The sequence below is a fragment of the Gordonia terrae genome (genome assembly GCF_001698225.1).
Lineage (GTDB): Bacteria > Actinomycetota > Actinomycetes > Mycobacteriales > Mycobacteriaceae > Gordonia > Gordonia terrae.
In genome coordinates this window covers 2,980,770-2,995,286 of the sequence record NZ_CP016594.1, presented here as the reverse complement: position 1 = coordinate 2,995,286, position 14,517 = coordinate 2,980,770, and the positions used below count along the sequence as shown (strand labels likewise).

Genomic DNA, 14,517 nt, shown 5'->3' with positions numbered 1-14,517 from the left:
TCGCGCCGCCGCCGATCCGGGCCGGCGCTGCGGGTCAGAACAGGGTGTCCCGCACGCGCAGCGGCCGGTACCCGGTGGGGCCGAGCTGGGCGAGTTCGGCGTCGATGTCGACCTCGATGGCGCCGAAGAAGTTGATGTTCTCGCTGTGGGCCGGGGAGATGTGCGTCAGCACCTCGTCGTCGATGCGCCGCCCGGCCCGCCGCATCTGTTCGGTCGCCAGCCCGTAATACTCTGTGGTCCAGGCGATGACGGCGTTGGTCGCCAACGTGAGGCACCATGCCTGTTCGGTCTGTCCCTCCAGGTGCCTCGCGCGCACGGCGCCTTCGTGCGCGTAGAGCAGGTCGCGGCGGAGCGCGTGCAGGGATTCGCCCTTGTTGAGCTGTCGGGAGATCTTGCGCCGATAGCCCGGGTCGGACAGGTACCGGGCGGCGTAGATCGTGCGCCGCAGCGCCCCGTATTCCTTGAGCGCCGCCGCGAGGGCGTTCTGCCGGCCCGACGCGGAGAGCTTGCCGACCAGCAGCGACGCGGTGGCGTGCCCGAACTTCAGCGACCCGCTCAGCCGGAGCAGGTCGTCGTAGTGCTCGGCGATGAGATCCAGATTCAGCTTGCGGGTCAGCAGCGGCCCGGCGTGCGGGAACGCGGACTCCACCTGGGCCCGAGGCGCCGCCCGATACAGGGTGATCCGGCCCAGGTCCCGGATGCGGGGCGAGAGCTGCAATCCGAGCAGGTCGAACAGCCCGAAGTTCACGAGGGTGACGCCGTGCGTGTCGGTCGCATGCTCGGTGATCGGCAGATCCGTTGCATTGCCGAGGATTTCGTCCAGCACGTAGTGAGCTTCGCGTCTCGTCGCGACGATGACCTTGGTGCCGTAGGTGGCGTGCTGATCGGTGACATGGGTATACGTGCTCAGTCCTTCGTTCGCGAAATAGCGGCTCAACGCTCTGGCGGTGACCGATTTGCCGCGGGTCGGGAACCGTTGCCCATCACTCGACGACAGGGTGCCGGCGCCGAAGACCGGGGTCAGCGGCAGCCTTTGGTGGTAGTCGATGATCGTCAGGTTCGCCGCCCGCAGCGTCTCCTCCCGCACATACCATTCGCTGGTCCAGGCCAGGATGTCGTAGGAGAGGCCCGACGCCTCGGCCATTCGGGTCAGCCCGAGGTTGGTGGAGTAGGCCAGCAGGACGGCGATGAGGTTGCGTTTCAGCTCCGGGCTGCGGGCCTGTTTGCCGCCGGCGTGGGTGAAGCAGTCCAGGTAGCCGGTGCGTTTGTCCAGCTCGATCAGCAGCGACACGATCGGCGCGAACGGCAGCATCTCCGTCAGCTCGGCCTTGAGCGCCGTCGCCTCCGCGGGCACATCCTCCGCCGACAGCGGTGAGATCACCAGGTCACCGGCCTCATCGAGACGGACCGGCCCGTCGCCGCCGGCGAGCACCTTCTCCAACTCGCCCATAGCGGCGTCGAGCTCGTCGGTGGCGGTCGCCAGCGCGCGAGCGGGATCAGCGGACTTGCCGACCAGGCGGCAGAACTCGTCACGCTGCGGCTCCCACGCCTGCGGGGTCAGCAGGTACGCGGCCGGGTCGGCGTAGCGGCGCGACCCCGGCACGAACACATCCCCGCTGCGCAACCCGTCACGCAGCCCCAGCAGCACGCACAGCTCCCAGTAGTGCCGATAGGCGGTGGTGTTACCGGCTTTGCGGGCCTCGTCGAGGTAGCCGCGCCACTTCGTCGGCACGAACCCGGTCGGCGCGTCGTCGGGCACCTTGCGGGTACCGGTCGCGTTCAGCTCCCGCAGCATGTGCACCCCGATCAGCAGCTCGGTCGCGGCGGTGCCGCCGGCGAACCGGACTGTCGACAGCACCTGCGGGGTGAACTGCCGCAGGTAGGAGTACGAGCTGTCCAGAGCGGCCAGGTGCCCGTGATCGCGCGGCAGCCGAGGCTTGGCCTGCGCGACCGCGGCCCGCAACCGCTCCCATCCGATCCGATCGCCCCGGATCAGGCCGCCGATCTCCTCGTCGGGGATCTGCAGGTCACAGACGATCGCCAGCAGGTCGTCGAGCAACCCCTGCCGATCCTCTCCGGCCTTACCGCGCTCGGCCAGCTCGTCGCGCATCCGGCGTTCGGCCTTGCTCAACCTGGCCGAGATCGCCTGATCGAACAGCTGCACCACCTCGTCGAGCACATCGGTGGCCGACTGCGCCAACACGGTGAGCAGAATCGGGTAGCGGCGTTGCGGATCCCGGCGTTCGAGGGCTTGGCCCGTCAAGCGGCGGCCCACCGTCGCCAGGAACCGCCGCCGCTCCGCCGGCAGCACCGACATGTCCAGCTCATCCGCGCCCAGGTTGCGCAGGAACACCAGCTTCTCGACCTCGGCCTTCACCGCGGTCGCCGACGCCTCCACCGGGCCGGTCGACAACCACCGCAACCGCGACATCTCGATCGACGGGTCGACGACCAGCAACGCATCCAGTTCCTTACACCGCTGCGGCGTGAACTCGCGCGCCAACCGGTCGTAGGTCTCCCGCTGCGCCCGCGTGCGAGCGTGCGCGACCCGGCGGACCACCGTTTCCGGGCCCGGCTGGATCACCCGCGCCGAGATCAGGTACTCACACGCCAGCCGGAACAACAGCGTCGGCGAATCGTGCTCCATCGCCCGCGCCAGCAGAAACTCATCCAGCTCCTTCAACTCCATCGCCCCGGCAGGCCGCCACCCCAGATACTGGGCCACCAGCCGCACATGCTCGGTCCGCGTCTGCGCCCGCTTGCCATACGAACGAAGCTGCGCTGCATCGATATTCAGCTGATCCGCCAGCCGGGCCACCGCCACCGGCGGCGCCGACGGCACCTTGTCCGGCACGAACCCCAGCCACGGCAAGGTGCACAACGCCACCGCCAGGCCCAGACGGACCGCAGGGCCCCTGCCCTGCGGAGCAACAAACGCCAGATCCGCCGGGGTCAGCGTGAAGTACCGGAACAACTCCTCACGACTGATCTCCGGGAACTCCCGCAGGCGCTGCAACTCCTCGTCCGCGAATACCCGCGTCGCCACGAACCCCAGCCTCCAACACGCCGACCAACCTCATCGGCAGACAAGCCAAGCACCAACCACCCCGGCCCGCAGCCCGAACCGAGAAATCGCCGCTGACCAGGCACTACGCGAACTTCGTTGTTTTTTGCGCCATTACTACCGGGACCCCTGCGCAATGGCGTCAGTACATTTCGTCACCCGTGACGAAATGATGGGAACGGAGTGAGTCGCGCGGGTTGGGCTACGCCACCGGTCGCCTCATCGAATTGTGTAGACCAGTCCCAGGCCATCGTCCGCGAGGGCGACCATGAAGTCTTGTGCCTCGCGGAGAAACGAGTTGGCGTAGTCGGCGTTCGAGTACGGCACTGCCTCGATGATGTCGGTCTCCACGATCGGCTCAACCATGACGATGTCTTCCGCAACCTCTTTGACCACATCGGGAGACAACACGTGCACGAACCCGACATGACCGCCGTACGGCCCCACCGGGGTCACGTTTCCTTTGACGAGCTCCAAGGAGATCCGCGGTTGCAACCGGCCGTCGGTCACGGCGAAGACGTGCTGAAGCTCTCGCCACGCCTTGTCGAGATACAGCATCCGGGGGCGGTCTTGCTCACGTCCCCATGCATCGATGAGCGGGTCCGGCGAGAGGAACGGATACGGATTGCGTCGAGCCTCGTTCACATCGCCTGGCTGCAACGGGTAGGCGTAGTAGCGAATTCCCATGTGCGGAATACTGACAGGGGAACCGGCTCGTGCCCGGAGGTCGGACGCCGGTGTGGAGAACTCCCGTTGTGGCCGGTGCCCTGTGGAGTGTCACCTGGGGTGATCGTCCTCGTGCATCTCCGGGTTGTTTGCCACCGGACACACAGGAAGAGTAGTTCCCATGCCTCACAACGAATCACACTCCGACCGGTCGCCGATAGCGGACAGGGTCACGCAGACCACCGGCCACGCCCTCCATGCCGCGCGCGCCCACGACTCGGAAGCGTTCGGTGCCGCGGCCGATCTTCTTGCGCTGCAGCCCGAGTCGCGTGAGGTGCATGCGCTCATGCTGCGTGAGTTACTCGAGACCGTCTTCCCGGATGGGCTGACCGGAGACGATGTGTCCGAGGTGATCACCTCCACGAGCCGTGCTGCCGCCTCGTGGAACCCTGCTGTCAGTCCCGCAGGCATAGCGCTGGTGCTGACCGGTGCCCTGGGGGTGGGCGACACCGCCGACTCCGACTCGATCTCGTCCGCCGGCCCACTGGACACCGAGACCACCGCTGCTGCACTGGTGGTCATCACCGACCTCGCCGCACGTGCCGGGGTCGACCCGACGGCGTACTTGACCCGAGCTGTGCAGGAGATCCGTCGCGCCCAGACGATGGAGATGCCCTGATCGGTGGTCACCAGGGGTCACCCGCCTGTCAGTCGGTCGCGACGCGTACGACGATTTTGCCGCGTACGTGACCGGACTCGCTGCGTTCGTGCGCGCCGGCGGCGTCGGCCAGTTCGAACACCTCGGCGATCTCGGGCGTGAGGCTGCCGGCCTCGCCGAGCCGGGCCAGCTCGGCGAGATCCGCTGAATCGGGCCGTACCCATACATAGTGGCCACCGAACTCGTCTCGGGCCCGTGCGTCGGTGATGGAGGCGACGGTGCCGCCGTCGCGCAGCACTTCGCCGACCGAGTCGAGCGCGTCACCACCGACGTAGTCGAGGACCACGTCGACCCCCTCGGGTTCGAGTGCGCGGACACGGTCGGCCAGACCGTCGCCGTAGGTGATGGGTTCGGCGCCCAGCGTTCGAAGGAACTCGTGGTTGGACTCGGAGGCGGTGCCGATCACCCGTGCGCCGATCGACCGTGCGATCTGCACCGCGAACGATCCGACGCCGCCGGCAGCGGCATGCACCAAGACGGTGTGCCCTGACTGCACGCCCGCGCGGCGGATCGTCTGATAGGCGGTCAGGCCGGCGAGCGGAACCGCCGCGGCCTCCTCGAACGACCAGCCAGACGGCTTGTGCGCGAGCGTCCGTACCGGAGCGGCGACCATCTCGGCGAACGTACCACCCGCCACTTCCCCACCGACCACGTCTTTGCGCACATAACCGAACACCTCGTCGCCGACCTCGAACTCGGGCGTGTCCAAGCCGACCTGCTCGACCACACCGGCGACATCCCAGCCCGGGACGACCGGGAACACGGTATCCATGATCTCGGCGAGGTAGCCTTCGCGGACCTTCCAGTCCACCGGGTTCACACTCGAGGCCCGCACGCGCACCAGCACGGAGTCGGGACCGACCTTGGGCGTGGGGAGATCGGTCAGTTCCAGGACATCGGGACCGCCGAAGCGGTCGTAAGTGATTGCTCGCATGCTGGCACCAACGGGTGGCTCGGCGGAATGATTCCGAGAACCCTGCGGTGTCCGCCGACGCCACACGTCGTGGAGATCGGCCCGGGCGACCGAACGTGCCCGCCTTCGGCGGGAGTGAAAATGTGGTCCGACGTGGGAACAACCAGTGCAAGCCCGATCCGGAGCCGTGGGACGAAGCCCGGTTTCAGTGTGAAAGACATTGTGCCGTAGTGTATTCACCCGTGAATCTCGCTGCTGCTGACGCCCTCGTGACCGATCCCACTGCCCGTGCCTGTGTGTGGTGCTCATCCAGCGACGACATCGCAGAACTCCGCGGCGAACCGCGGTGCGGGCGCTGTCGCGAAGCAGAACAGACCATCGCGGCGGCTCGCGAGTTCGTCGGCTTCTATGGGCTGCGACCCCTGGGCGCGTCCCTGACGTCCGACGACGACGAAGAACGCGACCACCGGGTGGCCGCCCGAGATGCCTGGGCAGTGCTGAATGGGACGCGCACACAGCCCCCACGGCGCGCCCGGTCCGGGCAGCGGGGCGTCGCACGACCGGCATCCACCACCACGAAGGCGGGCGGAAACCCGACGTCGTCCAGCGCCAAGAACGTCGCGGCCGGAAGCGCCCGGACGGCGGGGGTCTCCCGACCCGACCGTGAGGAGCTGATGAGCCGCGCCCAATCCTTGCTGGTGCAGCTCACCGAGATCGAGGAACGGCTGGCCGTCGCCCAGGCGGACTCCGGCCTGAGCGGAAAGGCCAAGGTGTCCGACTTGACCGCCAAGCGCGATTCGGTGTTGCGTACGCTCGCCGCACTGGAGAAGGCCAAGCGGGCCCTGGAGCCGGCCTGAGGGTCCACGTGCCCGGACCGTTGTGATCCGAAAAGCGGTGAGCAGGAGATGAATCCCCCGATTCGCGCCCTCACCGCCACAGCGACACGATCACGACGAGTAACGCGTTACGCGCCACCTCCACAATCGGCGTCGCCCAAGCCGGTCGGCGAACCTCCGTGGCAGCAGGTGCGCCGAGAATGCCGTAGTACACGGCGCTCGCCGCGAATGCCGCGACAACTGCCACCGCACAAGCCCATACATTCACGTTGCTCATGTCTCATCCGATCGTGTGTCTGTGCGAAGTGTGACCACACCACTGGACGAAAGTCATCGCCGACGCCGACTCCCCGGGCGGTGACGAACACGCAGACACCGGACGAAATCAGTCGGCAGAGACTCCGGAGAAGAACGTCCGGATGGCGACATCGGCGGCGCGACGCCGCGACATCCCTTCCGCGGCGATCGAGACCGCGCCGACGAAGCAGAGCGAATAGAACACCCCGACCAACCACCTCGTCTCGAGATCATCGGCGAGTGCACCCTCTCGCTGCGCCCGGGTGAGGATCTCGGGGAGCATCTGATCCTCTTGCTCCGACCACTCCGGATTGCCCTCGAATCGGTTCGGGTCGGAGAACAGGAACACGATGATGTCGCCGATACCGATGATGACGCGCATCAGCGATTCCAGTTCTGCGCGAGCTGATTCGCAGCCGTCCACTGCTTCCTTCGACTGTCGATCGAGGATGGTGCTCGCTTCCACCAGGGCGGCATCGACCAATGACTGGCGGTCGGGAAAATGCCGGTGCAGAGTGCTCCGGCTGACATCGGCCCGGTCGGCGATGTCGCCGAGCGACGTCGAGAAATCACTTGCCCATGCCGCGATGGCGGCTGACACTATGGCCTGTCGGGTGCGCAGGCGCACGCCCGAGACGGCGGCCGGCTCCGGCGCATCGTTCACATGGCCGAGACTATCCACCGCGCGGTGACCACAGCAACATCATGCATTGAAAATGAGACATTGATGTGTCATTCTAGATCTCGAATGTTCCGCTCGGGAGGGCTGACTCGATGACGACTTCGGTATCCACGGCCGACCCCGGGCAGACCCCGGACATGACGATGCGCACCAAATTGGCGATTCTGTGGGGGTACATGCGCCCGTACCGGGGACTCCTCGCCCTGGGTGTCTTCCTCGGTTTACTCGGCACCGCCGCCGAACTCGCCACTCCTCTGGTCACGAAGTGGGTACTCGACGGTCTCGCGGTGTCCGAGTCCCTTACGGCGCCGATCACGGTTCTGGCGGTGCTGCTCGTCGCCGGATCCGTCATCGGTCTGATCCAGACGATCATGTTGGGCACGCTGGCCGAACGCATCATCCTGGCCACTCGAACCGGACTGATCGGCCACCTGCTCCGCGTCGAGGTCCCCGGACTCGCTCGCAGACCGAGCGGCGAGATGGTCGCCCGCGTCACCTCCGACACTCTGCTGATCCGGGAAGCGACGACATCGAGCATCGTCAACGGTGTCAACGGCTTCGTGGGGATGGCCGGCGCGCTGGTACTCATGGCGGTTCTGGACCTACCGCTCTTCGCGACCACGATGGTCGTCATCATCATGGTCGGTGTCGCCGCGGCAGTCCTGATGCCCGGTCTCGCCAAGGCGCAGCAAGACGCGCAGGCCGAGATCGGTTACCTGGGTGGACGATTGGAAGGGATTCTCCGATCGATCCGTACCGTCAAGGCGAGTCGCGCCGAGGCACGTGAGTCCGACCGGATCGGCGAGTTCGCGCATCGGTCGGCGAGAAAAGGCATCCGGGCCGTCCGTATCGAGGCGTGGGCCTGGACGATCACCGGTGCCGGGATCAACCTCGCGGTGATGATCGTGCTGGCGTTCGGGGCCTGGCGCGTCGCGGACGGCTCGATGACCGTCAGTACCCTGATCGCCTTCCTGCTCTACGGGTTCCAGCTGATGATGCCGGTCTCGCTGCTCACCATGAGTGTCACCGCACTGCAGTCCGGACTGGCCGCTGCCGCTCGGATCTCCGAGATCTCGGATCTCAGAACGGAATCGGACGACGCGGTGACCGAGCCCCCGGCGGCCCGTGTCGACCGGACCGCTGCCGCGCTCGAACTTCGCGATGTGGTGTACCGCTACGCGCCCGATGCTCCCGCCGCGCTCGACGGAATCGACCTGACGATTCCACGCCGAGGGCACACCGCCATCGTCGGACCGTCGGGTGCCGGGAAGACGACGATCTTCTCCCTCTTCCTGAAGTTCCTGCGGCCGGATCGCGGCGAGATCGTGCTCGACGGCCGACCGTTGGATCAGTGGACACTCCACGATCTACGAGCCCGGATCGCCTACGTCGAACAGGACACCCCGCTCGTTCCCGGAACCGTGCGCGACAACCTCGTCTATGCCGCACCCGAGGCCTCGGACGACGAGGTGTGGCGCGCACTCGCGGCTGTTCGGATGGATGACCGGGTCCGTGCGATGCCGGACGGTCTCCTCACCGACGTCACCACGTCCACCCTGTCCGGTGGGGAACGGCAACGGATCGCACTCGCCCGAGCGCTGGTCGTGGACCCCGAACTCCTCCTGCTCGACGAGGTGACCGCCCAGCTCGACGGGCTCACCGAGGCCTCGGTGGCCGAGGGGATCCGACGACAGGCGACCCGCGGAGCCGTCGTCACGATCGCCCACCGGCTCTCGACCATCATGGACGCCGACCAGATCGTCGTCCTCGAGGCCGGTCGGGTGCGCGCTGTCGGCAACCATCGAAGCCTGCTCGCCACCGACGAGCTCTATCGCGAGCTGGTGGCCGCCATGCGTATCGACACCGACCTCGAACCCGCAGATCGCACGTAGTCCGGCACTCGCCCACCCGGTCGAGCCCGGGTGGGCGCTGTCGGGTGGGCGCTGTCGGGTGGGCGCTGTCGGGTCAGAACCTGCCGACCACCACGTTGGTGGTCTGGACGCGCGCCCGGCAGTCACCGTCGGTGAACCGGACCCGGACGAACACCTCGTCGGTACCGTCCCGGTCCTCATCGAGAACCGAACTGGGAACCACGAATTGGCGAAGATACTCGAGTCCACGGTCCGATGCACGCAGGAATCCGTCGGTGCCCACCGAGGTGCCCGGGAAGTTGCGATCGTAGAGGTACTGCTCCTTCCCGTCGTCTCCCAGCACGATGTACTGCATGCCACCACAGCCCCGATCGTTGATGTGGCTGACGAACCCGACGGCGTCCGCACGGGTCATCGGATACAGACCCTGGATGATGATGCGGTTCTTGCCGGCGCCGGTGATGTTCTGATCGACGATCGTCAGAGTCGCGCCCGGCGTGCGGGCGGGCGCTGCCGATGCCGTCGTCGCCAGCGGTGCCGCCACCCCGACGGCAGCGGCGATCGCCACTGCCGAAGCCAGGCGGGTGATGACCTTGCGGTGTCTCCGAGAAGCGTTCACGACCGCACCGCCTCGACCACGCGGTACTCCCAGTCGATCGAGATCCCGCCGGGGACCGGCTGTTCGTAGGACTCTGCGAGTGCGATGAGATCGGCTCGCAGTGCCTGCTCACCGTCGTCGTCGAGCTTCGACGCGGCGGTGAACGTCGGCCCGTAATGGCTCAGGAACAAGTCCGCGAACGCGGACGCGTCGACGAACCTCACGGTCAGCGCGGCAGTGTGCGAGTCCAGCGACTGCACACGGTCACCGAGCAGCGAGGCGACGTACTCCTGGTCGCCCCAACGAGTGCCGGGACGAGCTCCGGGAGGTGGCGTCACGTGGCGGCCGACGGCGGCGAGCATCCCGCCGACGAAACCGTCCGCAGTCCAGCTCGTGACGACGATCCGCCCACCCGGTCGGACGACGCGGGTCAGCTCGCGGGCCGCCTGTTCGTGATCGGCGGCGAACATGATGCCGATCGTCGAGATGCCGGTGTCGAAGGCCCCGTTGCCGAACGGCAGAACCTCGGCGGGGGCCTCGATGAAGTCGACGTCGAGATGCTCTGCGGCTGCACGACTGCGGGCGATGTCGAGAAGCGCAGGCACATAGTCGATCGCGGTGACGTCGCCGCCCTGCCGGCCTGCGGCGAGTGCCGAGTGGCCGGTGCCGGTCGCGACGTCGAGAACACGGTCGCCGGGGACGACCGACGCCGCGGCGACGGTCGCTTCGTTGACCGGCACGGTCAGCGCGGCGATTCGGTTGTAATCGCCGCTGCTCCAGACCTTCTGCTGCTTGTCGCGCAACGAGACGAGGTCCGGGGAGAGGGATGTCGTCATTGGATTGTCCATTCTGTGTGGTGGGACGACTGGCCGTCGGTGACCGATGTCGGTACCGGCGCACCACAACAGTCGGTCATCGGGCATGCGGGCCACATCGGTGAGGACCTCCCATCTTTCGTCGAGCGTCCTGCCCTTGAATGGGTAGACCCACCTATTCGGCCGTCTCGCGGCCTACACCCGGACGGTGCGTCTGTTGGAGAGAACCGAGCAGTTGTCGCAGATCAGCGCGGCATTTGCCCGGTTCCCGACCGGCTCGGCGTTCTCGATCACGGGCGAGAGCGGCGCGGGCAAGACGACGCTGGTCGCGCAGATCTGTGCGACCGCTGCAGATGTGCGCGTCCTGCGGGTGGCCTGCGATCCGCTCGACACCCCGCGACCACTGGGACCGGTGAAGGATCTCGGGATCGGCCGCGAGCCGATGATGCTGGCCGACGTCTGCGAGGCCGCCTTCGCCCATCTCGGCGCCGAGCCGACGCTGCTGGTGGTAGAAGATCTGCACTGGGTCGACGCCGCCTCGACCGATGTGCTGCGGTTCCTGTGTCGCCGGATCGAGTCGGTGCCGCTGCTCTTGCTGCTGACTCATCGAGATCTCGAACCGCAGGCGGCGGCGCGTGCACTTCTCGCCGAAGACGTCTGTCGGATCGAACTGCCGCCGCTCAGCGTCGCGGCGATCGCAGAGCTGGTCGAGGGCACAGGTCTCGATCCCGCGCGTGTGCATGCCGCGACCGGCGGCAACCCCTATTTCGCGACCGAGGTCTCTCGTGAACCCGATCTGCCGATCCCGTCCTCGGTGCGTGACGCGGTGCTGGCACGGACGACGAAGGTCAGCGCTACAGATTTCGAGGCGCTCCAGCTGATAGCTGCTTCGCCGGAACGCGTCGCCGACAGCGCGTTGCCCGCCTTGCGCATCGACTACCCCACACTCCAGCGGCTCGCCGACACCGGGCTGCTGGAGTGGCGACCCGATGGCATCGTCTTTCGACATGAGTTGGCCCGGCGGGCAATCGAATCCACGATCCCACCGGGTGGGGTCGCACATCTGCACGCGCAGCTCCTGGACGCGCTGGAACAGTTGGGTACCGTGCACCCGTCGGTGCTGACCCATCACGCCGTCGCGGCCCGAGACTCCGGCCGAGCCATCCGTCATGCGTTCGCGGCGGCCGAGGACGCCATCCGCGGTGGCGCACACACCGAGGCCGTCGCCTACTACGAGATCGCGAAGCAGCATCAGCGCAACGCTTCTGCGCGCGAGCGTGCGGAGTTGCTGCTTGCACTGGCCAACGAGCAGTACATGGTCAGCCGACTGCGCGATGCGATAGCCAGCGTCGACGAGACGTTCCCGATGTGGGCCGAGCTCGGCGACGACGCCGGTTTGGCGACAGCGCATGTGGCCGTCGGGGTCTACGAGTACTACAGCGCCAACCGGCAGGGTGCCGAGTCGCACCTGACTCGTGCGGCGGAGATCGCGTATGGCACGGGCGCCACGACGGTGTACAGCCAGGCCCAGATCCAGCGCGCGTTCCTGGCGTTCATGCGCGGCGACGTGACGGGTACCGCATCCCTACTGGCCGACACCGCCTCGGCTCCCGATGGGGAACTCCAGCTGTGGACTCGGGTCGTCTCGGAATCGGCCGCGCTGTCCGGTGGTGAGGAGGATTCGCGCCGCAGGCTTCTCGCGCACATGGAGACCGCGCGCGCACGCGGCTTCGACGAACTGGCGTCGACCGTATATTCGCAAGTGGCCAGCCTCGACGTCGAACAGGGCAGATACCGTGCTGCCGACCGGATTCTCGACGTCGGACTCCCGTTCACGGTCGAACGGGACATCCAGATCTGTCGCCACTGGCAGACGGCGGTCCGGAGTCGGCTGCAGTTGACGCGTGGCCACTGGAACGGTGCCCTCGAGGACGCCGCTGCGGTCATCGAGGCCGACGGGATGCCGATCGCCACGCTGTGGCCGCTCCTGGTCACGGTGTTGGTGCCACTTCGCCGTGGTGCCCCGTTCGATGCCGCCGAGATCGAGAACGCGTGGACGCTGGCCAGCCAGATCGACGAACCCCTACGGCGACTCGCGGTTCTGACCGCGCTCGCGGAGATCAGCTGGATGACCGGGATCGAGGATGCGCGGGTCGTCGCGTCGGACACCCTCGACGACGACGGAACCGAGTGGGGGTCGGGAAGTCTCGCCGTGTGGCGGTCCCGGCTGGGTCTGCCGACGCAGACCGGCCGGATCGCGGAACCGTATCGGCTGTCGCTCGACGGCCGGCACGCCGACGCCGCGCGATGGTGGTCGGACGCGGGTGATCCGTTCTCGTCGGCGCTGTGTTGGTTGGACTCCGACGATCCCGGACGCGGTGTGACGATGCTCGACGGACTCGGCGCCGTGGGTACCGCGGATCGAGCACGGGCGATGCTGCGCGAACGAGGTTGCGCCTCTGTCCCCCAGCGACCCAGGCCGGCGACGCGGGTGAATCCCGGCGGCCTGACGAACCGGCAATTGGAAGTCGCACGTCTGGTGGCCGAGGGGTTGTCGAACACCGAGATCGCCGGGCGCCTGTACATCTCGTCGAAGACCGCGGACCACCACGTTTCGGCGGTGCTGTCCAAGCTGGGGATGACCTCGCGTCGTGAGATCCTGGCGCAGGGCGTCGAGTTGGGGCTGAGATAGTGCCGGGTGCGCGTGCCTCGTCGGAAAAGAGGTGGCGGGCCCATTCGGCCGGTGCTAGCGTGAGCCGCGCTGTTCGATGATGGACAGCGTGAGACCCGGAGGTGAGTCGATGGTTGCCGTCGAGATCGCTGTCGCCCACAGCATCCGAACCATCCCCATTCCTCCAGCCCGTCTCTGACCCTCGAAAGCTGTTCCCGTGCAAGCGACTGAGTCGCGGATCGGCTGCGCTTCCGGGGCGGCGGGCACATCCGAAGGTCTCAACAGTGAATTCTCCAGATCATTCGTCCGGCCGTATCGAGCTGACCACGCTCGGCTGGGACGACTATTTTTCGACTCTGTTCGCCGATCACGCACGTGACGGCGACGTGCCCGCGCGCGTCGCGCGGGTGGATCGCGGCGGGTGCGACACCCTGACCGCAACGGGTCCGGTTCGCGCGGTCCGCGGCTCCGGACTCGGCACCGACCGCGAGCGGACGGTCTGCACCGGCGACTGGGTCGTGCTGCGCCGCGACGACGAGCCGGCCCACATCGTGGACGTGTTGCCGCGCCGGACGGCGATCACGCGGGCGAGTTCGGATCGGACGTCCGAACGGCAGGTGCTCGCTACCAACGTCGACACGGTGATCATCGCGGTGTCGGTGGCGAACCGGGTGAACCTCGGCCGGATCGAACGCCTGCTGACGCTGGCCTACGACGCCGGCACGCGACCGGTGATCGCGTTGACCAAGTCGGACCTGGTCGACGACCTCGTCGCCGGCGAAGCCGCGGTCACCGCGGTGGCCCCGGGCGCCGAGATGGTGGTGACGAGCACGGTCAGCGGTGTCGGTGTCGACGCGCTCGCGGCCACCATGACCGGCACCGCCGTTCTGCTGGGCTCGTCTGGTGCCGGCAAGTCGAGCCTGGCCAATGCGCTGCTGGGACGTGATCACATGGCGGCCAACGAGATCCGTTCCGTCGACGGTAAGGGACGACACACCACGGCGCACCGTGAGCTGTTGATTCTTCCCGGAGGCAAGGCCCTCATCGACACTCCTGGTCTGCGCGGGATCGGGGTCCAGGATGTCGCGGACGCGGCCGGTCAGACCTTCGCCGAGATCGAGGAGCTGGCACACGACTGCTCATTCCGCGATTGTGAGCACCGTAGCGAGCCCAGATGTGCGGTGCAGGAAGCGATTCGAGACGGTCGGATTGATGAGGGTCGATTGGAGCGCTACCGCAAACTGCTTCGCGAAAGCGAATGGTCGGCGGCCCGGGGCGATGCCCGCCAGGCGAGCAAGCGAAGCAAGCGGGACAAGGCCATCACGCGGGACATACGCGCGATGTATCGGTTTCGGGACCGACAGGGCTGAACGGACTCAGCCCACT

General features: G+C 67.2%; 13 protein-coding genes. 5 read left to right on the top strand and 8 right to left on the bottom strand.

The genetic code is table 11. The features are described 5' to 3' along the window. Window positions 1–34: 34 nt before the first annotated feature. The 3 genes from BCM27_RS13475 to BCM27_RS26080 form a co-directional block, all read right to left on the bottom strand. Window positions 35–3,046 (bottom strand): Tn3 family transposase, encoded by a 3,012-nt coding sequence (locus BCM27_RS13475; protein ID WP_004018622.1) that lies wholly within the window; start codon window positions 3,044–3,046, stop codon window positions 35–37. 237 nt (window positions 3,047–3,283) lie between these two features. Next, complete coding sequence (locus BCM27_RS13470) at window positions 3,284–3,751, bottom strand: hypothetical protein (protein WP_004018621.1); 468 nt, start codon at window positions 3,749–3,751, stop codon at window positions 3,284–3,286. A gap of 175 nt (window positions 3,752–3,926) precedes the next feature. Next, window positions 3,927–4,070, bottom strand: a complete 144-nt coding sequence (locus tag BCM27_RS26080) for a hypothetical protein (protein WP_231895879.1) — start codon at window positions 4,068–4,070, stop codon at window positions 3,927–3,929. A gap of 6 nt (window positions 4,071–4,076) precedes the next feature. On the opposite strand from BCM27_RS26080, the gene BCM27_RS13465 reads away from it, so the two are divergent. Then, on the top strand, window positions 4,077–4,409 hold the full coding sequence (locus BCM27_RS13465; protein ID WP_239450594.1) for a hypothetical protein: 333 nt from the start codon (window positions 4,077–4,079) through the stop codon (window positions 4,407–4,409). 28 nt (window positions 4,410–4,437) lie between these two features. On the opposite strand, the gene BCM27_RS13460 is transcribed toward BCM27_RS13465, so the two are convergent. After that, the gene (locus BCM27_RS13460) at window positions 4,438–5,382 is read right to left on the bottom strand and encodes an NADP-dependent oxidoreductase (RefSeq protein ID WP_004018619.1); all 945 of its coding nucleotides are present in this window, start codon (window positions 5,380–5,382) and stop codon (window positions 4,438–4,440) included. A 221-nt stretch (window positions 5,383–5,603) separates the two neighbouring features. Here BCM27_RS13460 and BCM27_RS13455 point away from each other — a divergent pair, with 221 nt between their 5' ends. Continuing rightward, entirely contained in the window at window positions 5,604–6,218 is a 615-nt protein-coding gene (locus BCM27_RS13455) for a hypothetical protein (RefSeq protein WP_004018618.1), read from the top strand. A gap of 70 nt (window positions 6,219–6,288) precedes the next feature. On the opposite strand, the gene BCM27_RS25440 is transcribed toward BCM27_RS13455, so the two are convergent. Continuing rightward, window positions 6,289–6,474: a hypothetical protein gene (locus BCM27_RS25440; RefSeq protein WP_004018617.1), complete on the bottom strand. Its 186-nt coding sequence runs from the start codon at window positions 6,472–6,474 to the stop codon at window positions 6,289–6,291. 108 nt (window positions 6,475–6,582) lie between these two features. Beyond that, on the bottom strand, window positions 6,583–7,158 hold the full coding sequence (locus tag BCM27_RS13450) for a TetR/AcrR family transcriptional regulator (protein WP_004018616.1): 576 nt from the start codon (window positions 7,156–7,158) through the stop codon (window positions 6,583–6,585). Between the two features lie 110 nt (window positions 7,159–7,268). Here BCM27_RS13450 and BCM27_RS13445 point away from each other — a divergent pair, with 110 nt between their 5' ends. Next, the gene (locus BCM27_RS13445) at window positions 7,269–9,068 is read left to right on the top strand and encodes an ABC transporter ATP-binding protein (protein ID WP_004018615.1); all 1,800 of its coding nucleotides are present in this window, start codon (window positions 7,269–7,271) and stop codon (window positions 9,066–9,068) included. A gap of 73 nt (window positions 9,069–9,141) precedes the next feature. Here the strand turns inward: BCM27_RS13445 and BCM27_RS13440 are convergent, their stop codons facing one another. Both BCM27_RS13440 and BCM27_RS13435 read right to left on the bottom strand, forming a co-directional pair. After that, complete coding sequence (locus BCM27_RS13440; RefSeq protein WP_004018614.1) at window positions 9,142–9,666, bottom strand: hypothetical protein; 525 nt, start codon at window positions 9,664–9,666, stop codon at window positions 9,142–9,144. After that, on the bottom strand, window positions 9,663–10,481 hold the full coding sequence (locus BCM27_RS13435) for a class I SAM-dependent methyltransferase (protein WP_004018613.1): 819 nt from the start codon (window positions 10,479–10,481) through the stop codon (window positions 9,663–9,665). Before BCM27_RS13435 ends, BCM27_RS13440 begins: the two co-directional genes overlap by 4 nt. A 187-nt stretch (window positions 10,482–10,668) precedes the next feature. Here BCM27_RS13435 and BCM27_RS13430 point away from each other — a divergent pair, with 187 nt between their 5' ends. Both BCM27_RS13430 and rsgA read left to right on the top strand, forming a co-directional pair. Continuing rightward, window positions 10,669–13,152 carry an AAA family ATPase gene (locus tag BCM27_RS13430; RefSeq protein WP_004018612.1) on the top strand — a complete coding sequence of 828 codons (2,484 nt, stop codon included), beginning with the start codon at window positions 10,669–10,671 and terminating at the stop codon, window positions 13,150–13,152. Window positions 13,153–13,415: 263 nt separating this feature from the next. Beyond that, a complete protein-coding gene (gene rsgA / locus BCM27_RS13425) occupies window positions 13,416–14,501 on the top strand; it encodes a ribosome small subunit-dependent GTPase A (RefSeq protein ID WP_004018611.1) in 1,086 nt (361 codons plus the stop codon). Window positions 14,502–14,517 lie beyond the last annotated feature (16 nt).